Origin of the sequence: Streptomyces sp. ISL-99 (assembly GCF_018614005.1) — a bacterium.
In the GTDB taxonomy this organism is placed as follows: Bacteria; Actinomycetota; Actinomycetes; order Streptomycetales; family Streptomycetaceae; genus Streptomyces; species Streptomyces flavidovirens.
In genome coordinates this window covers 139,613-161,658 of the sequence record NZ_JAGGPC010000011.1, presented here as the reverse complement: position 1 = coordinate 161,658, position 22,046 = coordinate 139,613, and the positions used below count along the sequence as shown (strand labels likewise).

Below are 22,046 nucleotides of genomic sequence, written 5' to 3'. Positions count from 1 at the left end.
TGAACCACTTTCCCGAAACAGCCCGCTCGGGGCCCCTCCGGTAGCGTGACGGCATGATCACCGGCACTGGCCATGTACTGATACTCGGCGGTACGACGGAGGCCAGGCAGCTAGCGCGGACACTGGCTCCGGTCCCCCTCCTGCGCGTTACGACCTCGCTCGCAGGACGGGTGACACAACCAAGGATGCCTGATGGTGAGATTCGCGTCGGAGGCTTCGGCGGTCCGGGCCCGATGGCGGCCTGGCTGAGCGAGCAAGAGGTCGCCGCTGTGATCGACGCCACGCACCCTTTCGCAGCCCTGATCAGCGCGAACGCGGCGACGGCGGCGGCTGCCGCTGGCGTCCCGCTGGTCGCGCTGCGCCGCCCCGGCTGGCAGCCGGGCCCCGGCGACCGCTGGCACCACGCCGACAGCCTGGACGACGCGGCGGCGCTGCTTCCGGGGCTCGGCCGCCGGGTCTTCCTGACCACCGGCAGGCTCGGCCTGGCCGCCTTCGCCGGCCTGGACGGGCTCGACTTCCTCGTGCGTTCCGTAGAGCCCCCGGAGCCGCCGCTGCCCCGCCGTACGCGGCTGCTGCTGGACCGCGGCCCGTATACCGTCGAGGGCGAGAGGGAGCTGCTGCGTACGTACGCCGCCGACGTCCTCGTCACCAAGGACAGCGGCGGCCCCGCCACCGCCGCGAAGCTCACGGCGGCCCGGGAACTCGGCCTGCCGGTCGTCGTCGTACGGCGGCCGCCCCCGCCGCCGGGCGTGCGTACCGTCCCCGATGTGGCTGGGGCGGTCGCGGAGCTGGAGCGGCTCGGGTGCCTCAGTCCCGGCGCGATTCCCGGCGCAGCAGGTACGTGTCCATGATCCAGCCCTTTCGGGCGCGGGCCTCGGCGCGCAGCCGCAGGATCCGGTCCGAGACCTCGGAGAGCCTGCCGGAGACGAGGATCTCGTCCGCGGTGCCGATGTAGGCGCCCCAGTAGATGTACGGGTCCTCCTCGGCGTACCGCTGGAAGACCTGGTGCGCGTCGAGCATCACCACCACGTCGTCCGTGCCCTCGGGCCAGCCCTCGGCGAGCCGTCGGCCGGTCGTGATCTGGACGGGCTTCGCGACCTGGTTCAACCCGGTGCGGTGCCGGGCGACCAGCGCGGACACGCTGCTGACACCGGGGATGACCTCGTGCTCGAAGGTCACCTTCCCGCGCTCCAGGATCTCCTCCAGGATGCCGAGCGTGCTGTCGTACAGCGCCGGATCGCCCCACACCAGGAACGCGCCGGTCTCGTCCTCGCCCAGCTCGTCGGTGATCATCCGCTCGAAGATGTCGGCCCGGCGGCTGCGCCAGTCGCCGACCGCGGGGGAGTAGTCGGCGCCCCCCGCCCTGCGGTCGCGGTCCGGATCGCGTCCCTCGACCAGCCGGTACTCCCGCCCGTCCGCGATGTGACGGCCGAGGATCTCGTGCCGCAGCCGGATCAGGTCCGACTTCTCCTCGCCCTTGTCGAGGAGGAAGAAGACGTCCACCGTGTTGAGCGCTTTTACGGCCTGGATCGTCAGATGGTCCGGGTCGCCCGCGCCGATGCCTATGACATAGATCTTTCTCACCGGACGGAGTCTGCCGCATCGGGTCCGCCGGCCTCGGTCTCGGGCCGCCCGCGCAGGCGCGGAGCGCTCTCGGCCGCCGGTACGGGCTTCTCCTCCCGCACGACACGGCCGGCCAGCTCCTCCGCCCACGCGGTGAGTTCGGCGAGGGCGATCCCGTACGGACGCGCGTCGCCGTACGCGGCGATGCCGGCGGCCCCGCGCCGCAGCAGCGTCGCACCGCCGCTCCGGTTGCCCCGGGCCGCGTGGGTGAGACCGACGGCGAGCTGGGCGAGGCCGCGCCACAGGGCGCGTTCCGCTTCGGGGCCCGACTTCCAGGCGTCCTCGAAGACCTCGTGCGCGTGGAACGGCATACCGGCGTCGAGCAGCCGCTGCGCCTCGTACACCGTCTCGCCCCCGGTGCGCTGCACACCCTCGGGCTGCCGGGCCACGGCCTCGGCGCCGTACGGCAGCGGCCTGCCGAGCCCGTCACGCGGCCGCGCGCTGCGCGCCCGCCCCTCGGGATCGCGGTCCCTCCTGTCCATGTCCCGTTCCCTGTCGCCCATCCGCCCATTGTCACCTGTTCCGGTACGCGGTCACCGGACCCGTCCCGGACAGGCGTTGAAGTCCCGGCGGAGTCGGGACCGCTCAGAGAGTGAGGTATTGTTCTGTTGCACGCCCAGCCAGGGGAAACCCCAGGTCAGGCGGGCATCGGGACGTGGCGCAGCTTGGTAGCGCACTTGACTGGGGGTCAAGGGGTCGCAGGTTCAAATCCTGTCGTCCCGACTCGAAAGAGTCGCAAGTCAGAGGCCGTATCGGAGTAATCCGACACGGCCTCTTGACATTTCTGGGACCGGACAGGGCCTTGCGGCGAAGACGCCTCAGCCGATACGGGTTGCCCCGAGGGGCAGGGTGCGAGGTGGAAGGTAATCAAGGGGCGGGCGCCACACGCAGTCGCCAGCCGGCCAGGCAGGGGCCCCACCGCTTCGTGGGGCGAGGAATTCGGTCGCGCCCCGTGAGGTGAGCCGTTAGCTTCCGCCTGAGCGCAGTGAGGTACGAGACGCCACCGCGAAGGGAGCCATGCATGGAGAATGAGGGTGCGCGGAACGATCGTTTGGGCTTACTGCTCGACCAGTTCGACCACGCCAGGGAGATGGCCCAGGTGCGGCTGACGGGGCTCAGTGACGAGGAGTACCTGTGGGAGCCGGTGCCCGGTTGCTGGTCGATACGACGCCGGGGCGAGGCGGCGACGCCCAGGGCGTTCGGGCCGGGCGAGTGGGTGCTCGACCAGGGCGCCCCGGACATCCCGGCGAATGAGTACGCCGAGGTCGCCCGGCAGGCCGCCGACGGCATGAGCGTCGCCAAGATCGCCGATGACTGGAGCGTGAGTGTCGAGCGGGTCGAGCAGATACTCGCCCACACCGGTGCGCCGGAGCCTGACGAAACGCCGATCACGACCATCGCGTGGCGGCTGGCGCACGTGCATTTTCACTTCGCGGGCCAATGGGAGTGGACCTTCGGTGAACGGCGGCAGGAGCCGAAGCTGCTGGTCGACTTCACCCCATCCGCCGCCGTGGCACTCGAACGGTTCTGGGCGCTGATCGACCGTTGGCGCGGCAGCGTCGCCGCCATGACCGACGAGCAGCTCGACACGGTCGGCTTCTCGCAGTACCCGTACAGCAACGACGCCGACTACCCCTTCATCACCGTGCTGTCGGCGGCCAACCTCGAACTCATCCACCACATGGCCGAGATCGCGTTGCTCCGCGACCTGTGGCAGGCCCGCTTCACCACTCCCCGGTAGGCCCGGGCGCGCCGCGAGGGTGCTCGATGGCGGTTTACGATCCTGCGCGCCTACGGCGCGGGCTCGGGCCGCCGGCCCTGCCGCGCCACCGGACTCCGCCACGATCCGTCTCCCTCCCTGCGGCCGAGACCGCCGCAGGCGGGTTCGCCGGGCCTCGCGGTTCACCGCGCTCATGGTGCGGCCGGCAGGCAAGCTGTCCCTGGCCGCCGCCCAGGAAGCGGGAGGCGGCCACAACCGGTGGGACGGTGTTCTCCCAGCTCGGACGGTGCTGGTGGAATGGCCCGACGGCGGTGCGGTGGGCGGCTCGACCTAAAGGTCGCACGTCGGCCTGACCCTCTGCCAGGTCCTCGATGTCCTCCAGGACCTGCTGAGGTTTTTGTGCCGGATGGCTGTGACCAGCACGGTCCCAACACGCAGTGGGATGCCTCAGCCTTCGTCTCCGAGCACCGCCTGGATCACGTGCCGGGCGTTGTGTGCCATCGCCGGGTTCGTCGTCCGGTAGTACGGCAGCGCGATCAGCGCCTGCGAGAGCGTCCGCCCCCGTCCGCGGGTCCAGGTCGCGTCGTCCACGCCCAGTGCCTCGCGGAGGACTTCCCTCGAATTGGCCGGCAGCAGATTCCACGCCGGGAACAGATCGCAGGCCGGATCACCCACCCCCACGCACCCGAAGTCGATCACGGAGGTCAGCCTGCCGCCACCGTCCACCAGCAGGTGGGTGGGTGGTCACTCCTCCGCGTGTGGCCGAGAAGTCCTCCAGGGCCCAGGCACCAACCAGGTCGTCCACAAGCACCTCGCACGTTCCTCACGTAGGGCCGGGCCCGGCCGTGACGGGCACAGTCAGAGCACGGGGAATGTGCCCGGCCGGCCGGACCTGCGTCACCGACATCCGCCGGCCACGCACCCGAGTCAACCCGCACACCCCGATGCGGATCTCGGTCCCGGGAGCCAAAGACCGGCCCCTCCTTTGGGGCGACGGCGCATATCGGTGCCGCAGCACATCACGACTGCCCGACTCGTGGTCAGGAGCGGGGAATGATCGGCTCCTTACGCGGGATTCGCAGGTCCAGGGTGGCGCAGAGGCACAGCAGGCAGAGGACCACACCCAGTTGCGCCAGTGCAGCGCCGTACACCCCGATGGGTACGGTGGCCAGGATCGCGGCCGAGGTGGCGAGGCGGAGCCAGGGGCCGCCGAGGTGAAGGGTCCGGCGGAACACAGCATGTCCGCACAGGTAGAGGGCGATTCCCGCGGCGACGAACAGGGCGCCTGCTGTGGAGGCGGGTTCCAGGGGGTGGGCGGCGGCCTTCTTCACACCTGCGGCGAAGGTGACCACGCCGAGCAGGAGCGGGATGTGCGCGTAGTTGTAGGCGTTGAGGGCCACGGCAGCTCGATGGGTGGCGCATTGGTAGGCCAGCGCCTGTTCGGCCCGTTCGATGTCCGACCGGAAGTACATCCACCACAGGCAGGCCGCGATGCCCAGGGTGGCCACCGAGACGGCGATCAGGGGCGCGTTGACAGGCAGACCTGCCGCGCCGAGCGCGATGGCGATCAGAGACTCGCCCAGGGCGATGATGATGAGCCCGTGGCGTTCGACGAAGTGCGCCGGACGGATGGTGAAGCCGGCCAGTCGGCCTCCCAGCCGAGGCGCTGCCGCTTCGATGACCAGGGCCGCCAGCCACAGGGCGTACTGGGTCCTGCCGTGGGTGAAGGCGCCGAGCACAAGGAGCGCCGCTCCGGTGAGGTTGAAGGGAGCCAGCCGCGTGATCGCCCGGCTGGCTTCCGCACGGGTGGCTCGTGAGAACAGCCCGGCGTGGACCACGGTCACCAGCGCGTATCCAGCGGCGAAGACTTTGGCCCCCCGTCCTTGAAGGCATCGGGAAGGGCCAGTGCCATCGTCAGAAAGCCTGCCATGCCGGCAAAGAGCAGGATGCGGCGCCGGTCCGTCGTCGGCGGCAGCTCATTGGTCAGCCACACGTAGCCGTTGAACATCCACCAGATGAGACCGAACAGCAAAGCGGCCTGCACCACGCCACCGATGTGCGGGTCCTCGACGAGCACGGTTGTCAGCTGGCTGACGGTGAAGACGAACACAAGGTCGAAGAACAGCTCAAGGGTGGAAACCCGACCAGGACCGGCCTCGTCATCGCTCATGTCGGTCATGTCGGTATGGATACCAGGGCCAAAGCGACCTCTTGGACAAACCGGTACGCAATGGCTGGGAGGGGCAGGACGGTCGTACGTGCCGACCCGTCGGGTACGGGTCAGAACTCGTCGGCTCCGCCTTCCGGTACGAGCGGCTGCTCGGCCCAGATGGTCTTGCCGGTGGACGTGTAGCGGGTGCCCCACTGCTGGGTCATCTGCGCGACGAGGAACAGGCCCCGGCCGCCTTCGTCGTCGCTGCGGGCATGGCGCAGGTGAGGTGAGGTGTGTCCGCTGTCGGAGACCTCGCAGATCAGGGTCCGGTCGCGGATGAGCCGTAGCTGGATCGGGCCCGAGGGGGCGTGCCGGATGGCGTTGGTGACGAGTTCGCTGACCACCAGTTCGGTGGTGAACGAGAGCGCCTCCAGGCCCCATTCGCCGACCTTCTTGGTGGCGACGGCCCGCGCGAAACCGACCGCCTCCGGATCGGAGGCCAGGTCCCACACGGCCACCTGGTGGCGGCTGAGCATGTGCGTACGTACGAGAAGCAGCGCCACGTCGTCGTCCACGGAACCGGGCAGCAGTGTCTCGACCGTCCGGTCGCACAGCTCGTCCAGTGGGAGCCGGTGCTCGGTGAGTACGGAGCGCAGGCCGTCGAGCTGGTCGGCGAGGTCCCGGTCGCGGCTCTGCACGAGACCGTCGGTGAACAGCGCGACGAGGCTGCCTTCCGGCAGTTTCAGCTCCGCCGTCTCGAACGGCAGACCCCCGAGCCCGAGCGGTGGACCCGCGGGCAGGTCGGGGAAGGTGACGGAACCGGCCGCGGGGTCGACCACGGCGGGGGGCGGGTGGCCGGCCCGGGCCATCCTGCACAGGCCGGACACCGGGTCGTACACGGCGTACAGGCACGTCACGCCCAGCGCTTCGTCGTAGGGCATCGTGTGGCCGTCGACGGGGACGGCGCCCTCGTTGGCCGCCTGGTTGACCAGGTCGTCCAGTCGGGCGAGGAGTTCGTCGGGCGCGAAGTCCAGCCGGGCGAGCGCCCGTACGCTCGTGCGCAGGCGGCCCATGGTGGCGGCCGCCCGCAGACCGTGACCGACCACGTCTCCCACGACCAGGCCCACCCGCGTGCCCGACAGCGCGATGACGTCGAACCAGTCGCCGCCGACACCGGCCTTGTTGTCGGCGGGAAGGTAGCGGTGCGCCAGCTCCACGCCGGACAGCTCCGGGAGGTTCTGCGGCAGCAGGCTGTGCTGGAGCATGAGGGCCGCGGTGTGCTCACGGGTGTAGCGGCGGGCGTTGTCGATGCTCACGGCGGTACGGGCGACGAGTTCGTCCGCCACGGCCAGCTCCCCGGCGTCGAACGGGTCGCGGCGGCGGTCCCAGGCGAACGTCACCACGCCCAGCGTGGCGCCTTCGGCGCGCAGCGGCACCACCAGCCGTGCGCGCGGCTGCGGCTGCCCGTCGGCGCCTTCCGTGTGGCCCAGGCGTTCCTGCACCGAGCGGCCGGAGGACAGGCTGCGGGCCTGGGGGGAGTCCGGCGGGTAGTCGATCCGCCGCGGTGCCGCGGGGCGCTCCGCGGTGGTCGCTCCGCTTCCCGGTCCCCACACGCGGATCACGTCGCCCGCGGGCGCGATCCCCCAGGTGGGCTGATCGCCTTCCAGTACGGCCTCCAGGAGGTCAACCGTGACCTCGTCGGCGAACTGCGGGACGGTGACCTCCGAGAGCTCCTGGGCCGTACGGGTGATGTCCAGGGTCGTGCCCACCTGCCCGCCTGCCCGTACGAGCAGGTCCAACCGCTGCTGCGCGAGGTAGCGGTCGGTGACGTCCATCGTCTCCTCGCACACTCCCAGCGAGGCTCCGGTCGCGTCCCGCAGCCAGTAGTACGAACACGACCAGACGTGGTCGCGCTCCGGGTCGACGGGCGGGCGGCCGCGGTAATGGAGCTGAATGACAGGCTCGCCCGTGGCGATCACCTGCCGCATCGTCTCCTCCAGGGTCGGCGGGTACCGCTCGGACAGGATCTCGCCGTCGGCCACCATCTCGTCCGGGCCGAGACCGGCGTACTGTGTGGTCCCCATCTCGCTGTAGAGGGCGGCGTTCGTCCACACCACCCGCAGGTCCGTGTCGTAGATCGCCAGGCCCACCGGTGACTGGGTGGCCAGCCCCCGCAGCATCGACTGCAAGGCCTCCCACTGCTCCGTCTCCTCGGCGTCGGCCACCGCCAGCAACCGGGCAGGACCGGTGCCCGCGGGAGACAGCGGGAGCACGGCCGTGGCCACCCGGACGACGCGGCCGTCGCGGTGACGCATACGCAGCACCTGGCGGCGGACGCGTCCGGTGGCCGGCAGACCGGCGCCCGGCAGGACGGCCGCCGTCCGGCTGCCGTCCGCGCGGTCCGCCAGAATGGTGCCCACGGGACGCCCGAGAACCTCCTGCGGCAGGTACCCCAGCAGCCGCTGCGCCGCCGGACTCCATCCGACGACCGTGTCGTCGGCGTCCAGCACGGCCGTGGCCGCTCGCGAGAAGTCGAGGGGGCCGCGGAAGTCGGCGTCCCCGGCTGCGTGTACCGCGCTCATGGCACCTGCCTTGTCGGTGCCGCCCAGCGGGCGGCGAGCAGAAGCGCAATGTCGTCGGGCCGGTCGGCGGACTGCCGGGCCTCCCGGATCAGACGGTCCGCCGTCTCGGCCAGAGAGGACGAGCCGATTTCCGAGAAGGTGGCGCGCAGCCGCTCGATGCCCAGGTCGATGTCGATGCCCGGCTGCTCCACCAGCCCGTCCGTGAACAGCGCCAGCACGGCGCCCGGATCGAGCCGCAGTTCGGTGACGGGGTACGAGGCATGCTGGTCCACGCCCAGCACGATGCCGCCGGCCAGGTCCAGAACCTCCGTCCTGCCGTCGCTGTGGCGCAGCAGCGGCTGCGGATGCCCGGCCCGCACGGCCTGCGCGGCCCCGGACGCCGGGTCGAGGACGATGTAACAGCAGCTGGCGAACTGGCCGGGATCGATGTCGATGAGCAGACGGTTGGTGTCGTGCATGACCTCCTGCGGGTCCTGTCCGGCGAGGGCGAAGGCCCGTACCGCGCTGCGCAACTGGCCCATCGTGGCGGCAGCGGCGACACCGTGCCCCTGTACGTCGCCCACCACCAGAGCCAGCCCCTGGCCCGTGATGACCACGTCGTACCAGTCGCCTCCCACCTCCATGCCCTGGGTGCCGGACAGGTACCGCGCGACGGTGTCGACGTGCTCGACGACGGGCAGGCGGTGCGGCAGCAGCGCGTCCTGCAGGCCGCGCGCGAGGGCGGCTTCGGTGTCGTAACGCTGGGCCCTCTGGAGGGCCTGCGCGATGAGACCGGCCAGAGCGGTGAGGACCGTGCGTTCTTCGGGGCTGAAGCCGCGCGGCTGGTCGAAACCGAGGATGCACGAACCGACGGGGCGTCCGGAGGCGATCAGCGGCAGGAAGGCCCTGGCGCCGACATGGGCGTCCATCGGGATACCGGGGTACGCGGCGGCCAGGTGTTCCATCGACTCGAAGAACAGGGGGCGGCCCGTGGTGAGCGTCTCGACGCCGGGCAGCCGGGTGTCGAGGCTCACGCCGTCGAAGCGGTCCAGGAAACCCTTCGGGAAACCGGTCTCCCAGGCCAGGTAGAGATGCCGCTCGTTCAGCAGGTAGATCGCCAGCTGACGGCCGCCGAAGGCGGGCAGCAGCTCGTCGGTGACCACCGAGGACACCTGGCGCGCCGTGACGGCCTCGGTCAGCGCGATGGCCAGGGCGACCGGACGGTACAGCGCCGACGCGCGGTCGGCCGGAGAGCCGAGGCCGGTGCCCGGTCTGGTGACCGACCCCGGCGCGTACGCGGGCTGGTCCGCCGGGGCGAGCGTGGCGGTCAGGCCGTCGTGGCCCGGATACAGGGAGACCGACAGCCACTCCTCCGGCCCGGGCGAGCGGCGGGCCGTGAAGTGGACGTCCTCGTCGGAAAGCAGCGCCGCCCGGAAGTGCTCCTCGTACGCCGGATGCCCGAACCACGGCAGGGCCTCCCACAGGACACGGCCGGTCAGGTGGGACCGCGCCTGGCCGAACAGCATCTCCGCGCTGTGGTTCAGATAGGTGATCCGCCCGACCCGGTCGAGCGACAGGATCGCGCGCGGGAGCCGGTCGGTCGCCTCGGCGACGACAGGGCCGGCGCCGAAGTCCACCAGGAAGCCGGCCAGGTGGCCCCCGGGGCCGCCGCCGGGCGGCCGGGCGCGGGCGGAGAGTTCGAGCAGGTGCGGCCGCCCGTCCGGGCCCCGCAGCCGCATCCTGCGGGTCACCGGAGCGCCGGACTTCGCCACGTGCCGGGCGACGGCCCACAGCCCGTACGCGTCCTCCGGGTCCAGCCGCGCCGCCAGAGCATCGATCGTGCCGGGAAAGGCCGCCGGGGAGATGCCGAGGATGGCGCACAGTTCGTCGTCGGCCACTACCGCGCCGTCGGCCAGATCCCATTCGAAATTCCCGATCCGCACCGGCGGTGTGGTGACGGACGGCAGGTGTACGCAGACCGGCTCGCCCTCCCACTCGACGGCCTTTCCGTCCGCGCACAGCTCGGCGAGCGCGGCGGCGAGCCGTTCCCCGGACTGCAGCATCCGGCGTCGATCGGTCTCGTCGACGGGGACGCCGGTCGTGGCCGCGCGCAGTACCACCAGCACCCCGAACTTCTCGCGGCCGTCGGCGAGGGGAACGTACAGCGAGCCGAAAGAAAACGGCAGACCGGCCATGAACTGCGGGAACCGTCGCATGGCGTCTTCGGCGTCGGCCAGGAGGACGGGCCGGCCCGAGCGGTGCGCCTCGGCCACGGGGAAGGGGCGGTTGACGTGCATGCGCCACCAGGGGCGGAACAGTGTGCCGGGCAGCCCGCCCAGGACCGCCAGCCGTAGCAGCCCCGGCGTCCGGGAACGCAGATAGACGCCGCCGGCGAATCCGCCGGCAGACTCGATCGCGTTCACCGCGGCTTGGGCGAGCACCAGCGCGAGTTCGTCCGGAGCTCGGCCTTCGCTGTCCGGGTTCCCGGTCGTAGCCCCGCTCTGGCTCGGCGGTGCGGGCCCGGCCGCGCCGTACCAGGTCACACAGCAAGGATGCTCCCCAGCCGTGGTGCCGCGCATCTTCGCGTCAGCCGGCCACCGGGTTTTCCGTGGCGGCGGGCGCCGGCCGGTGGCCCGGCCGGGCGGTCAGGGCGGTCGCCAGCTGGGCGCGCGAGCGGACGTCCAGCTTCTGGTAGATGCGGGTGAGCCGGGCCTCCACCGTCTTCACGCTCAGGTACAGCTTCGCCGCCGCCTCCTGGTTGCTGGCGCCCTGCCCGACCAGCAGGGCGAGGCGCAGCTCCGCGTCCGTGAGGGAGGACAGGGTGTCACCGCGGGCGGGGGCGGGTTCGGCCGTACGGGACGACGTCTCGGTGGTCAGCCCGAGCCAGGGGACCGCCCCCGCCCGTTCGAAGACCGCCGCGGCGGCGTGCAGGGCGCTCTGGGCGGCCGACCTCCTGCGGCGGCGGCGCTCCACGCGGGCGAGCGCGATCAGTGCCCGGCCGCGCTCCAGCGGCAGACCCGCCACGGCGAAGCTCTCCGCCGTCCGGGCCAGCAGATCCGCGGCCTCGTCCGGCTTCCCGCTCGCCGCGAGGTACAGCGCGTACGCCCGGTCGAGGCCCAGGAGCACCGTCGTACGGCCGAGGCGTCCGGCGACCGGCCGCACGTCGTCGAGCAGGGCCGCGGCCTCCTCCGGGGCGTCGTTCGCCAGCAGCGCCTCGGCCAGTTCCTCGTGCCAGCGCAGCATGGACGGGTCGACGGTCGACTGGGCGCGCTCGTCGGCCTGGACGCGGCGCAGACTCTCCAGGGCCGACGCCACGTCGCCGTTGATGAGCTGGACCCGGCCGAGCGCGTACAGGCTGCGGGAGAGGAAGACGTGGTCGCCCTCCTCCTCGGAGGCCCGGACGCTGCGCCGGGCGTAACTCGCGGCGCGCTCGAAACTGCCGCCCGCGGTCTCCGCGAGAGCCAGGGCGTACCAGGCGGGTCCTGGCGACAGACCGGCCTCCAGGGTCAGGGCGAGCGACCGGCCGGCGTGCGCGAGCGCCGCCGCGCACTGCCCCTGCCTGGCATCGATCTCCGCGAGCGTACTGAGCAGCTCGATGGAGTCCTCCACCGGGCCCCGGCGCTCGACCAGCGGCAGCAGGGCGTTGAGCTGGTCGCGGGCATCGGTGAGCCGGCCGTCGAACATGGCGTGGCGGATCGTCAGTATCTGCGCGGCGTTGCGGATGCCGAGGGGGCGCTCGAACACCTCCAGGGCCCGCGCCTCGGCCAGTACCCGCTCCGCGTCCGGCGAGCCGAGGACACGGTCCATGCGCGCCTGTACGGTCAGCGCCCGCGCCGCGGTCCTGCGGTCGCCCACCGAGCCGGCGAGCGCGGCGGACTCGACGGCGGCGGCCCGGGAGCGTACGGGGTCGCCGTCGGCCAGGACGTACTTCACCGCGAGCCGCAGCTGGACGGCCGCGCGCAGCGCCGTATCGCCCTCGGAGTCCTCCATGGCGTGGACGTAGATCTCTTCGAGGTCGCACAGCCCCTGGCCCGCCGTGTCCAGCACCGCCAGCCGCGCGCGGACGCGGTCGGCCGGCGCGGCGTCGCGGGCGAGCAGGTCGGTGGCCGCGCGCATGGCCAGGTCGGCGCGGGCGGCGCGGGCCGCCTCCTCGGCGGCGTCGACGAGCCGGGCTATCCGCTCGGCGCCGTGCTGTACGGGCGTGGACTCGGCGGCGAGCAGGGCGAGTTCGGCGGCCAGCGCGCTGTTGCCCCGGCGCCGCGCGATGTCGGCGGCCGCGGCGACCTCGGTGGCCAGCGCCCCGTCGGGGATGTCGGTGGCCAGTGCCCGGTGGCGTACCGCCTCGACGGGGTCGTCGACGACCCGCGCCAGCGCGGCGTGACCGGCGCTGCGCTCCGTCCAGCACGCGTCGTGCACGAGCGTCGACGGCAGTACGCCGGCGGTGAAGCGCACCGTGCCGTCCTCGTCGAGGGAGACCAGGTTCGCGCGTTCGGCGGCCGCGAGTTCGGCCTCGGCGGTGGGGCGGCCCGCGCGGCGCATCAGCGAGGCGGTCGGGCGCAGCGCGAGCGCGGCCAGCAGGAGCGTGGAGCGTACGTCGGGCGATGCGGCGCCCAGGAGCTGGCGGGCGAGATCCCGGGCGCGCCCGGACAGGGACAGCGCCTCGGCGTGGTGCACCGGTGTCCGGGCGTCGGCGAGGGACCGGCCGACGGCGAGCGCGAGACGCGGGTTGCCGCCGCTCGCCCGGTGGATGCGGCCGGCCATCCGGGAGGGCAGCCGGTGATGGATGAGCAGCTCGGCGATCTCGTCGGCCTGGAGCGGCGGTACGAACAGGACGTCGGCCTCGGAGGGCACCCACAGGGGCTCCGGGCCCGCCGCTTCCGGTCGCGGCGTAACGCCATGGGGCGGGACGGAGCCGTACGGGGACGGTGTCTCGACGGCGAGCACCCGCAGCGCGGACGGAGCCAGGTGCAGGGCGAAGCGCATGAGGTCGGCGCTGGTGTCGTCGATGCGCTGCACACCGTCGACCACCAGCAGGACGGGGCCGCGCGCGGCGAGGGTCCGCAGGATCTGGGCGAGGGCGAGCCGCAGGGCGATGGCGTCCCAGCCGCCGTCGGGGATGAGCGCTTCGCGGCACAGCATGGCGACGGCGGTGCGCTGCGGGCCGGGCAGCCCGTCGAGGATGTCGTACGTTCCCGGGCCGGCGTCGTACGCTCCCGGGCTGACGGGGCCACCGGAGACGCCGGCGCCACTGGGCACGCCGGAACCACTGGCTCCTGCGGGACCGCCAGGCCCGCCGAGCCCTCCCGGACGACCGGCCGCGCCCCCGTCCCCGCCTGGGCCACCGGACTTACCGGCGCCACCGGGCCACCAGGAGCCGCCTTGACCGCCGGGGCCGCTGTGGGCCGACCCGGGCGCGGGCCAGGAGACGCACGCCGCCACGGACGCGACGAGGGCGGCGGCGGCCGCGCCCGGTATGTCGCGGTCGGCGGGAAGCGTGGCCAGCCAGATCACGCTCTCGCCACGGGACTCGGCCCGCGCGGCGGCGGCCAGCGCGAGTTCCGTCTTGCCGACCCCGGCGGGGCCGGTGAGCAGGGCGCGGCCGCGAGCGCGCAGGACCCGTTCGAGCCGCGCGAGGAGCTCGGTCCGCCCGACCGGCGCGGGTCGGTGCACCGCCGACGTCACGAACCCACCACCACCCTCCGGCGCGCGAGCCCACTGCCCGTGCGAGCAGAGAATACGAAGTCGGCGGCCGTCGTCCAGACCAATTGTCCGGCATGCGGACGCACATGCGGCGTGGCGCGCCCGCGGCAAGCCGCGGACGCGCCCGTGAACAGCGTTGATGTGACGTACCTGACGTCTCAGAAGGTGAGACTCCAGCTGTCGATGTAGCCGGTGTCACCCGATGCCACGTCGCGTACCTGGAGCTTCCAGGTGCCGTTGGCGACCTCGCTGGACGCGTCGACGGTGTACGTCGCGATGACGTTGTCGGCGCTGTCCGAGGACGACGAGGCCTTCAGGTTGCGCACGGTGCCGTCCGGAGCGACCAGGTCGACGACCAGGTCACCGCGCCAGGTGTGCTTGATGTCCACGTCGACCTTGAGGGCGGCGGGGGCGTTGCCGGTGCGGCCGGTGACGGCGAGCGAGGACGAGACGGTCGCGTTGTCGTTGATCGTCACGTCCGCCGCGTTGGTGAAGGTGGCGCCGCCGGGGGTGGTGGTGCCGGTGACGGCGTTCACGGTCTTCGTGGTGTCGGCGATCCCGGAGCCGCAGCCGCCGGTGCAGGTGCCGGGAAGCGGCCGGGCGTTGGCCTTGATCGCGGACTCGATGTCGGCCGGGGTGAGGGTGCTCTTGGCCGACTTCAGCAGCGCGGCGAGCCCGGCGATGTGCGGGGCGGCCATCGAAGTGCCCTGGTAGGGCTTGTAGTTCTCGGTGGACTGGGTTGTGGTACCGGAGTTCAGCGTCGAGAGGATGCCGTTCTCGGGGGTGGTGACGGTACCGGGCGTGTCCGTGGCGCGACGGGTCTCGCCGCCGGGCGCGGAGACGTCGATGATGGTGCCGTAGTTCGAGTAGAACGAACGGTTGCCCTCACGGCTCGTGGACGCCACGTTGATGACGCCGGAGCAGTTGGCGGGCGTGAAGCCGGAGGCGTTGGCGTTGCTGTTGCCCGCCGCGACGACCACGGTGGTGCCGCGCGACACGGCGCCGTTGATGGCGGTCTGGTAGACGCTCGGGCAGGTCGAGCTGGCGCCGCCGAGGCTCAGGTTGATGACCTTGGCCGGGGTCGCGTTCGCCGTTACGCCCGGAACGGTGCCGCCGGACGCCCAGGTGATGGCGTCGGCGATGTCCGAGGAGGAGCCGCCGCACTTGCCGAGCACGCGCACGGGCTGGATCTTGGCGCTGTACGCGATGCCCGCGATGCCCTTGGTGTTGTTGGTCGTGGCGCCGATCGTGCCGGCCACGTGCGTGCCGTGCCAGGAGGAGTTGCTCGCCTTGGAACCGGTGCCGCACTCGCCGTCGGTGGCGTTCCAGTCGCCCTCGTCCTTGGCGTTGCTGTCGCGGCCGTTGCCGTCACGGGCGTCCGCCGACGAGGAGATGAAGTCGTACCCGGCGACGACGTTGCCGGCCAGGTCGGTGTGGGCGGCGTAACCCGTGTCGATGACGGCGACGGTGACGCCGCTGCCGGTGGTCTTGTCCCAGGCGCCGGGTACGTTCATGCCGCCGGTGGCCTCGAAGAGGTCCCACTGCATGGCGTAGTCGGTGTCGTTCGGGGTGGCCGCCATCGCGTAGGCGCGGATGTCGGGCTCCACGGACGCGACGGAGGTGTCGGCGCGGAAGGCGTCCATCACCTCGGTGAGGTCCTTCTTGGACGCCTCGCCGCCCAGGTCGACCAGGGCGGCGCCGCCGGCGAGGCGGCGCTCGAACGACAGGCTCTCGCCGGTCTCCTTGCCCTTGGCGGCCGCGTCGTTCTTGGCCGCGGTGTTGGAACCGGCCTCGGCGGACTTGGACTTGTAGGTGACGATGACCTTCTCGACCGGCGCGGCCGGCAGCTCGGTCATGGCCTGCGAAGCCGGGGCGGGCTTCGGGGAGGGGCCCGTGGCGGCGGCGGACGCCACGGAGGAGGTGGCAACGACGCCGGCGATCGTGGCGGTCGCGGCCACGACGGATATGAGTCTCCGCCTGGAACCGTTCAAGGTGTTCCCTTTCATGACGTACGTGCGGAGCGCCTGGCCGGCGGCGCGGGAGCCACGCGTGGCGTGGGGGCCACGGGTGCGCGGTTCCTGGGCCGGGTGAGCCCGTGCGCCGCCGCCGGCGCTACGACCCTGGGTCAGGCCGTCGCCGGCGTACCCCACCCTTTACATGCACCTGACAGCAAATGCTCAGGAGACGGGATTCGCCGGTGCGGCAGACAGTAGGGAACGGCGAGATGAACCCGATACGGGGAAAACCCTTGTCGCCCCCGCGAGGGGTGAGGGGCGGCCCTGGGCGAGGGTGGCTGTAGCGTCGGCTCCCGGCATGGACACCATCACCCTGTGGCAATTCGCGATACTGGCCGCCGCGTCGGCCCTGGTCGGGTTCTCGAAGACGGCCGTCAGCGGTGCGAACACGGTCAGCCTCGCCGTCTTCGCCGCCGTACTCCCGGCCCGTGAATCGACCGGCGTACTGCTGCCCATCCTGATCGCCGGCGACCTGATCGCGGTCCTTGTCTACCGGCGGCACGCCCACTGGCCGACCCTGCTGCGGCTGTTCCCGGCGGTGGCGGGGGGTGTGGTCGTGGGCGCGGTGTTCATGCTGTGGGCCGACGACGAGGCCGTACGCACGTCGATCGGCGCGATCCTGCTGCTGATGGCCGGGGTCACGCTGTGGCGCCGGCGCACGCCGCCGGAGCCGGAACCAGGGGCGGAGCCGGAGACCGGCACGGCGTCGCGCGGCGGCCGGATCAAGGCCCGTTCGTACGGTGTGCTCGGCGGCTTCACCACGATGGTCGCCAACGCGGGCGGCCCGGTCATGTCGCTCTATCTGCTCTCCGCGGGCTTCCGGAAGCTCGGCTTCCTCGGCACGTCGGCGTGGTTCTTCCTGATCGTCAACACCTCGAAGGTGCCGTTCAGCGTCGGCCTCGGGCTGATCGACCTCCGGTCCCTGCTGCTGGACGCCGCCCTCGTGCTGTTCGTCGTCCCGGGCGCCTGGCTCGGCCGCAGGTGCGTGGACCGGATCAACCAGCGGCTCTTCGACCAGCTGGTGATCTGGGCGACCGTACTGGGCGGCCTTCAGCTGCTGCTGCGCTGAGCGAAATGGTGCGCGAGGTGTGTTTCGTGACGAAAGTGGAGACGTAACCGCGCCCCTTCACGCTGGGAGAGACCCATGGCTCACATCAACCGACGCGACCTCGGCCTGCTCGTACTGCGCACGGGCACCGGCGCCGTACTGGCGGCGCACGGCACGCAGAAGCTGCTCGGCTGGTTCGGCGGCGGAGGCGTGGAGGGGACCGCGACGGCCATGGAGCACATGGGCTTCAGCCCCGGCCGGCAGAGCGCCGTCGCGGCCGGGCTCGGCGAGGCGGGCGGTGGGGCACTGCTGGCCCTCGGGCTCGCCACGCCCGCGGCCGGCGCGGCGGCGGCCGGAGCCATGGCCGGGGCCGTCGCCGTACACGCGCCCGCCGGTTTCTTCGCCCAGTCGGGCGGCTACGAGTACCCGGCGTTCCTCGGCTTCACGGCGGCCGCCATCGGCCTCGCCGGAGCCGGCCGCTACTCGCTGGACCACGTCATGGGGCACCGCTTCGACCAGCCGTGGACCGTGGCACTGGCCTTCACCGGCTGCGCGCTCGCGGCGGCCGGGGTCCTCACCAAGCGCAGCAAGGCACAGGCGGAAGGCGCGGACCGGGCCGCGATGTAGGCCGCGGTGCAGGCCCCGCGTCGTGGTGCGGCCGGCCGCCGACCGGCCGGCGAAGCACCTCAGGCGCGGTCAGGAGTCCACCGGGCGCGGGCCCGCAGCGCGCGGGGGTGGCGCCATCGCCCACCGGATCGTTCTGGTCAGCGCGTGCCCGCTCAGGCGCACGCAGGTCCTCTCGAAACCCGGCAGGCGGGGCAGCCTGAGCGGTTCGCGGGCCCACGGTGGCAGCGTCGAGACCGCGTTCGCGGCGAGAGCGGCGTACGGCGCCCGGGCGATCAAGGGCAGCGGCGGGCGGAGCAGGATGTAGCGTGCTGCCTCGCGAGCCTCCTGGGTGGCGCGCAGCTCGGGTCGGTAGGCGCGCAGCCGTTCGGCCAGTTCGGCCTGCGTGCGCGGCGGGTCGCTCACACCGAGCGCGGCCGCCACCCGCGACATGTCCGCTATGTACGCGTCACAGCCGTCGGGGTCCAGTGGTCGCGCGCCGTAGAGCTGGTGGGCGCACAAAAAGCTGTCGACCTCGGCGATGTGGACCCAGGCCAGCAGGTGCGGGTCGGCGGCGTGGTAGGTCTCCCCGGCGGCGGTAGTCCCTCGCACGCGTTCGTGCACGGCCCGGACGCGGTCCACCGCTTCCTGCGCGTCTTGCGCCGTGCCGTACGTCGTCACCGCCAGGAAGGTGCTGGTGCGCTGGAGCCGGCCCCACGGATCGCCCCGGTAGCCGGAATGAGCCGCGACGGCGGCCATGGCGAGCGGATGCAGGGACTGCAACAGCAAGGCCCTCAGCCCGCCGATGAACATCGAGGCGTCCCCGTGAACCGTACGGATCGGCCTGTCAGGACCGAACCAGCGCGGGCCCGGCGTCTCGTGAATGCGAGCGCGTGTGTCCCTGCCCGCGGGCCCGGCGACACGGCTGAACAGGCTGCTGCTGAGTCGCTCGCGCACGTAGGAGACGGCGGGTGCGGACACGTCCATACGACCAGTATCCGGCGGCCGGAATTCTTGCCCGCGCGGCGTTCCCGCGCGGCGTATACGTGTGCGGTTTTACGTGTGCGGTTTTACGTGTGGGGCGCCCGGATCAGCCGATGTACCGGCGGGCGGTGGAGCGGCGCTGCGCCTGTGTCAGTGACCGCAGGCGTGCCTCCACCGCCGGTGGTACGACGCGCCGCTCGCGCAGCACCCAGGGGAGCCCCGCGACCGCCTGGCCGAACGCCCGCAGGGATGCCCGGTCGCGCGGCACCGTACGGGCCAGGAAGAAGGTCCTGCGCAGTGCGGCGGGCGCCGGCCGGCGCAGCCAGCAGAACCACAGGGTGTTGCGCAGACCGTGGACGCGCCGCAGCGTCGCGTCCCGTACCGGCGACGGCGCATGGTGGGCCGTCAGCTCGTCCACGTACGCCAGCCACCAGCCGTGCGTCGCGAAATCGGTGGCGAGCAGCTCTTCCTCGCCGCCGAGCCACAGCCGCTCACTGAAACCGCCCGCCGCCAGGAAGGCATCGGTGCGCAGCACGGTCGCCGCCGCCAGGAACGAGCCCAGAGCCGGACCGGGCAGCCAGTCCGGTCTCTCGACCGGCGAATCGCGCAGCTCGGCCACGATCGGGTCTTCCCGGCCGCCCGGCTCGACGAGAATGCGGGCGGTGACGCCCACCAGCCGCTCGTGCCGTTCCAGCAGGTCCGCCGCCCGCGCGAGGGAGCCCGGCTCCCACCAGGAGTCGTCGTCACAGAAGGCGATGTACGGCGTCCGCACCTGCCGCGCCGCGAGATTGCGGCCCACCGCCCCCAGGTTCCGGCCGGGGGTCAGCAGGGTCACCTCCGGGTACAGCCGGGCGACGGCCTCGGCCGTACCGTCCGTGGAAGCGTTGTCGGTGACGATCACCGGTGGGCGCTCCGGCAGTCCGGTCAGCTTGTCGAGGGTGCGCAGCAGCTCGTCGCGGCGGTTGTGGGTGATCACGACGACAGTGGTGCGTGCATCACTCATGATTCCATCCTCCGTGACCACACTCCGCGGCGCCCGCCGCCGCACGGCTGGACGCCACCTCAACGAATGGGGCGGGTCAACGCATGGGGCGGGGCGGGTTACGGCGCGGTGCTCTGCGTCGTGATCAGATCGATCAGGGCGGGCAGCCCCTGATCGAGCGCGCGGCGCTGCCGGTCCGCAGGAGTTCCCTGTCGCAGGAGGCGGTGGACGAGGGACCCCACCTCCCGCATGTCCCCGGCTTCCTCCAGAGCGGGGGTGATGTGCTCCATCAGCTGATGCAGTACGTCGCCGGCGCTGCGGCGCTCGCCCGAGGGGGTCACCAGCGAACCACCGATGCCGTGCCGTGCGGCGAGCCAGTTCGCGCCCTGCAACAGCTCCGGCGAGCACTGGGGCGGCGGCGTGCCGGCCTTTTCGTCGCGGATGGCTGTCGCGACCAGCGCGCGGACGATGCCGGCGAACATGACGGCGTCATCGGCCCGGAGCTGAACGTCCATGCACCGCACCTCGACGGTCGGGTACCGGCCGGAGAGACGGGCCTGCCAGTAGATCTGGCCCGTGTCGGAGATGATCCCCGAGCTGAGCAGGTCCTGGACCCGGTGCTCGTGATCGGCCAGATCGACGAAGTACGGAGGGGGCCCACTGACGGGCCAGCGTCCGAAGATCATGGTGCGCCAGCTGGCGAAGCCCGTGTCGTGGCCGTCCCACAGCGGGGAATTCGCCGACATGGCCACCAGTACCGGCAGCCAGACCCTGATCCGGTTGAGGACAGCGACGCCCACGTGCGGATCGGGTACCTCCGCGTGTACGTGCATCCCGTTGATCAGTTGCTCCGCCACCAGTTGCGGGGCCTGCGACTGCATAGCGAGGTAGCGCCGGTTCCGGCTGACCGGAACCGGCGCCGCCGCCCTCAGCGGAGCTGTGGCGCAGGCGGCGATCCGGCATCCCAGCTCCTCGGCCGCGGCACCCACCGCGTGGCGCAGCCGCAGCAGGTGGCCTCCGACCTCGTCGAGGTCCTTGCACACCGGGGTGGCGACCTCCACCTGTGCCTGAAGGAGCTCGCACTGCACCTCCCGGTGCTCCACGACCGGCGCCAGGCCGGACGACCCGCGCACCTCTTCGGACAGTGGCACCGGCATGCCGGTTTCCGGGTCGAGCAGCAGGTACTCCTCCTCGACTCCCACAGTGATCATGTCCGGTGACTACCCCCAACCGCCGGGGACGAACCAGGAGAAAACGCCCCGTCTGCCGGCTCACGGTTGCGGTCGGCCGGCCTGCGGAGCCGAGAGCCGGCAAACACCCGGTCCTCCGCGCTTTGTTGTGGTGGTATCCCTTCAGCGCATGGGGGAGGGCGCAGGAGCCCGCCGCAGTCGGAGGAGTACATGGGGGAAACGGCAATCACAGCCGCTGAGGTGGTACGTCCTCGCGTACGCGCGCTCGTGGCCGCCTATGCGGTGTCGTCCTACGGGAACTTTCTCAATCTGATCGCGCTGAGCCTGTTCACGTACGAGGTCACCGGCAGCGGACTTGGTCTCGGCCTGCTCATGGCGCTGCGGCTGTTCTCCGGCTTCCTGGCCGGACTGGCCGCCGGCGCGCTGGCGGCCAGGGCCGGCCGCAGGCGGTTGATGATCACCGCGGACAGCTGCCAGGCGGTGGCCATGGTGGTCCTCGCGGTGTGTGCCCGGTCGGCTACGGCGTGGCTGCTGGCCGTCGTGGTGATCGTGCTCGGCGCCGGAAACACCTTCTTCACGGTCGCCCTGCGCAGCGCGGTCCCGGTGCTCGTGGGCTCCGAGGCGCGGGTCCGGGTCAATGGGCAGCTGATGACGGTGCGTTCGGTGGCGACGGTGGCCGGCTTCGCCTCCGCCGCACCCGTCATCGGGATCGCGGGCTACGGCGCCGCGTTCGCCGTGAACGGCGCCAGCTTCCTGGTGTCCGCGGCGGCGATGTTCTTCCTGCGCCTGCGGACCGACGAAGAGCCCGCCACTCCCCAGGGCGCGGAGCGGCCGGACTCCCTGTCCCTGCTGCGCGTCATGACCGCGGTGCCGGCCCTCATGCTTGGCATGATCCTGCTCAGAGGCGCCGACGCGCTGGCATCCTCCTCGCACAACGTGGCGCTGCCCGTGGTCTCCGCTCTCCACTCGCCCCAGAACCCTGCCGTCTTCATGACACAGTTCTGGGCCTCCTGGGCCGCCGGCACGCTCGTTGCCCACCAGGTGCTCAAGCGCCGGAAGGCCTCCCGTACAGAGGACCGGTGGGGCCTGTACGCGTACGTGGGCGGTACGTGTGCGATGTCGCTGTGCTTCGTCCTGGCCTTCACGGGCCCGGCGCCCCTCGTGCTCATGGTGATCGTCGGCGTCGCGGGGATCGCCGACGGATTCACCGAGATCGTCTACACCTCGATGCTCCAGAAAATGCCGGACCGGGAACGAAGCCGCTTGTTCGGCCTGTCCGCCACGGTGGAGACGTGCGGATTCGCCCTCGGCATGGTGGCCGCCGCGGCAGCGCTCGAGGCCTGGTCCGTGCTCGCCGTGGTGGGGGTCTTCCACGGACTGGCCTTCTGCGGCGCGCTGACGCTGTTTCTCACGACTCTCCCCGGCCGCCGCACAGCAGACGGATGACCTGCGTGATCACAAGGAGTGC

General features: G+C 72.0%; 17 protein-coding genes, 1 tRNA gene and 1 pseudogene. 7 read left to right on the top strand and 12 right to left on the bottom strand.

Features of this window, described 5'->3' with window-relative positions; translation table 11 throughout:
- The first annotated feature begins 53 nt into the window (after positions 1–53).
- On the top strand, positions 54–851 hold the full coding sequence (locus tag J7E91_RS06930; RefSeq protein WP_214899986.1) for a cobalt-precorrin-6A reductase: 798 nt from the start codon (positions 54–56) through the stop codon (positions 849–851).
- On the opposite strand, the gene cobF is transcribed toward J7E91_RS06930, so the two are convergent.
- Together cobF and J7E91_RS06920 are read right to left on the bottom strand one after the other, a co-directional pair.
- Positions 808–1,584: a precorrin-6A synthase (deacetylating) gene (gene cobF, locus J7E91_RS06925; RefSeq protein WP_214899985.1), complete on the bottom strand. Its 777-nt coding sequence runs from the start codon at positions 1,582–1,584 to the stop codon at positions 808–810. The two genes, J7E91_RS06930 and cobF, sit on opposite strands and share 44 nt — an antisense overlap.
- Positions 1,581–2,126: a DUF309 domain-containing protein gene (locus J7E91_RS06920; protein WP_251015278.1), complete on the bottom strand. Its 546-nt coding sequence runs from the start codon at positions 2,124–2,126 to the stop codon at positions 1,581–1,583. Before J7E91_RS06920 ends, cobF begins: the two co-directional genes overlap by 4 nt.
- Positions 2,127–2,272: 146 nt before the next feature.
- Between J7E91_RS06920 and J7E91_RS06915 the strand changes: the two genes are divergently transcribed.
- From J7E91_RS06915 to J7E91_RS35715, 3 genes are all read left to right on the top strand, one after another.
- Positions 2,273–2,346 (top strand) — tRNA-Pro (locus J7E91_RS06915).
- 298 nt (positions 2,347–2,644) lie between these two features.
- Complete coding sequence (locus tag J7E91_RS06910; RefSeq protein ID WP_214899984.1) at positions 2,645–3,364, top strand: DinB family protein; 720 nt, start codon at positions 2,645–2,647, stop codon at positions 3,362–3,364.
- A gap of 172 nt (positions 3,365–3,536) precedes the next feature.
- The gene (locus J7E91_RS35715) at positions 3,537–3,677 is read left to right on the top strand and encodes a hypothetical protein (protein ID WP_251015277.1); all 141 of its coding nucleotides are present in this window, start codon (positions 3,537–3,539) and stop codon (positions 3,675–3,677) included.
- 113 nt (positions 3,678–3,790) lie between these two features.
- Here J7E91_RS35715 and J7E91_RS06900 read toward each other — a convergent pair.
- The 7 genes and pseudogenes from J7E91_RS06900 to J7E91_RS06870 all read right to left on the bottom strand — a co-directional run.
- Positions 3,791–4,084: pseudogene (locus tag J7E91_RS06900) on the bottom strand (phosphotransferase); the annotation flags it as partial.
- A gap of 299 nt (positions 4,085–4,383) precedes the next feature.
- Positions 4,384–5,187, bottom strand: a complete 804-nt coding sequence (locus J7E91_RS06895; RefSeq protein ID WP_214899982.1) for a low temperature requirement protein A — start codon at positions 5,185–5,187, stop codon at positions 4,384–4,386.
- The gene (locus J7E91_RS06890) at positions 5,184–5,522 is read right to left on the bottom strand and encodes a low temperature requirement protein A (protein WP_214899980.1); all 339 of its coding nucleotides are present in this window, start codon (positions 5,520–5,522) and stop codon (positions 5,184–5,186) included. The genes J7E91_RS06895 and J7E91_RS06890 overlap by 4 nt, the downstream gene beginning before the upstream one ends.
- A gap of 101 nt (positions 5,523–5,623) precedes the next feature.
- Positions 5,624–8,077 (bottom strand): SpoIIE family protein phosphatase, encoded by a 2,454-nt coding sequence (locus J7E91_RS06885; RefSeq protein ID WP_214899978.1) that lies wholly within the window; start codon positions 8,075–8,077, stop codon positions 5,624–5,626.
- Positions 8,074–10,635 (bottom strand): SpoIIE family protein phosphatase, encoded by a 2,562-nt coding sequence (locus J7E91_RS06880; protein ID WP_214899977.1) that lies wholly within the window; start codon positions 10,633–10,635, stop codon positions 8,074–8,076. Before J7E91_RS06880 ends, J7E91_RS06885 begins: the two co-directional genes overlap by 4 nt.
- A gap of 7 nt (positions 10,636–10,642) precedes the next feature.
- On the bottom strand, positions 10,643–13,738 hold the full coding sequence (locus J7E91_RS06875) for a LuxR family transcriptional regulator (protein ID WP_214899975.1): 3,096 nt from the start codon (positions 13,736–13,738) through the stop codon (positions 10,643–10,645).
- Between the two features lie 176 nt (positions 13,739–13,914).
- On the bottom strand, positions 13,915–15,714 hold the full coding sequence (locus J7E91_RS06870; RefSeq protein WP_308376132.1) for a S8 family serine peptidase: 1,800 nt from the start codon (positions 15,712–15,714) through the stop codon (positions 13,915–13,917).
- A 355-nt stretch (positions 15,715–16,069) separates the two neighbouring features.
- Between J7E91_RS06870 and J7E91_RS06865 the strand changes: the two genes are divergently transcribed.
- Both J7E91_RS06865 and J7E91_RS06860 read left to right on the top strand, forming a co-directional pair.
- On the top strand, positions 16,070–16,840 hold the full coding sequence (locus J7E91_RS06865; RefSeq protein ID WP_214899973.1) for a sulfite exporter TauE/SafE family protein: 771 nt from the start codon (positions 16,070–16,072) through the stop codon (positions 16,838–16,840).
- Between the two features lie 75 nt (positions 16,841–16,915).
- Positions 16,916–17,446, top strand: a complete 531-nt coding sequence (locus tag J7E91_RS06860; protein ID WP_214899972.1) for a DoxX family membrane protein — start codon at positions 16,916–16,918, stop codon at positions 17,444–17,446.
- Between the two features lie 69 nt (positions 17,447–17,515).
- Here the strand turns inward: J7E91_RS06860 and J7E91_RS06855 are convergent, their stop codons facing one another.
- From J7E91_RS06855 to J7E91_RS06845, 3 genes are all read right to left on the bottom strand, one after another.
- Positions 17,516–18,409: an oxygenase MpaB family protein gene (locus J7E91_RS06855; RefSeq protein ID WP_214899971.1), complete on the bottom strand. Its 894-nt coding sequence runs from the start codon at positions 18,407–18,409 to the stop codon at positions 17,516–17,518.
- Between the two features lie 103 nt (positions 18,410–18,512).
- Entirely contained in the window at positions 18,513–19,409 is an 897-nt protein-coding gene (locus J7E91_RS06850) for a glycosyltransferase family 2 protein (RefSeq protein WP_214899970.1), read from the bottom strand.
- A gap of 98 nt (positions 19,410–19,507) precedes the next feature.
- Positions 19,508–20,599 (bottom strand): glutamate--cysteine ligase, encoded by a 1,092-nt coding sequence (locus J7E91_RS06845; protein ID WP_214899969.1) that lies wholly within the window; start codon positions 20,597–20,599, stop codon positions 19,508–19,510.
- Between the two features lie 189 nt (positions 20,600–20,788).
- On the opposite strand from J7E91_RS06845, the gene J7E91_RS06840 reads away from it, so the two are divergent.
- Entirely contained in the window at positions 20,789–22,024 is a 1,236-nt protein-coding gene (locus tag J7E91_RS06840) for an MFS transporter (RefSeq protein ID WP_214899966.1), read from the top strand.
- Positions 22,025–22,046 lie beyond the last annotated feature (22 nt).

Bases quoted from the DNA above. Each gene is read 5' to 3' on its own strand.
- J7E91_RS06930 (WP_214899986.1), top strand. From the start codon at position 54: ATGATCACCGGCACTGGCCATGTACTGATACTCGGCGGTACGACGGAG.
- J7E91_RS06920 (WP_251015278.1), bottom strand. From the start codon at position 2,126: ATGGGCGACAGGGAACGGGACATGGACAGGAGGGACCGCGATCCCGAG.
- J7E91_RS06910 (WP_214899984.1), top strand. From the start codon at position 2,645: ATGGAGAATGAGGGTGCGCGGAACGATCGTTTGGGCTTACTGCTCGAC.
- J7E91_RS35715 (WP_251015277.1), top strand. From the start codon at position 3,537: ATGGTGCGGCCGGCAGGCAAGCTGTCCCTGGCCGCCGCCCAGGAAGCG.
- J7E91_RS06890 (WP_214899980.1), bottom strand. From the start codon at position 5,522: ATGACCGACATGAGCGATGACGAGGCCGGTCCTGGTCGGGTTTCCACC.
- J7E91_RS06885 (WP_214899978.1), bottom strand. From the start codon at position 8,077: ATGAGCGCGGTACACGCAGCCGGGGACGCCGACTTCCGCGGCCCCCTC.
- J7E91_RS06880 (WP_214899977.1), bottom strand. From the start codon at position 10,635: ATGCGCGGCACCACGGCTGGGGAGCATCCTTGCTGTGTGACCTGGTAC.
- J7E91_RS06865 (WP_214899973.1), top strand. From the start codon at position 16,070: ATGGACACCATCACCCTGTGGCAATTCGCGATACTGGCCGCCGCGTCG.
- J7E91_RS06860 (WP_214899972.1), top strand. From the start codon at position 16,916: ATGGCTCACATCAACCGACGCGACCTCGGCCTGCTCGTACTGCGCACG.
- J7E91_RS06855 (WP_214899971.1), bottom strand. From the start codon at position 18,409: ATGGACGTGTCCGCACCCGCCGTCTCCTACGTGCGCGAGCGACTCAGC.
- J7E91_RS06850 (WP_214899970.1), bottom strand. From the start codon at position 19,409: ATGAGTGATGCACGCACCACTGTCGTCGTGATCACCCACAACCGCCGC.
- J7E91_RS06845 (WP_214899969.1), bottom strand. From the start codon at position 20,599: ATGATCACTGTGGGAGTCGAGGAGGAGTACCTGCTGCTCGACCCGGAA.
- J7E91_RS06840 (WP_214899966.1), top strand. From the start codon at position 20,789: ATGGGGGAAACGGCAATCACAGCCGCTGAGGTGGTACGTCCTCGCGTA.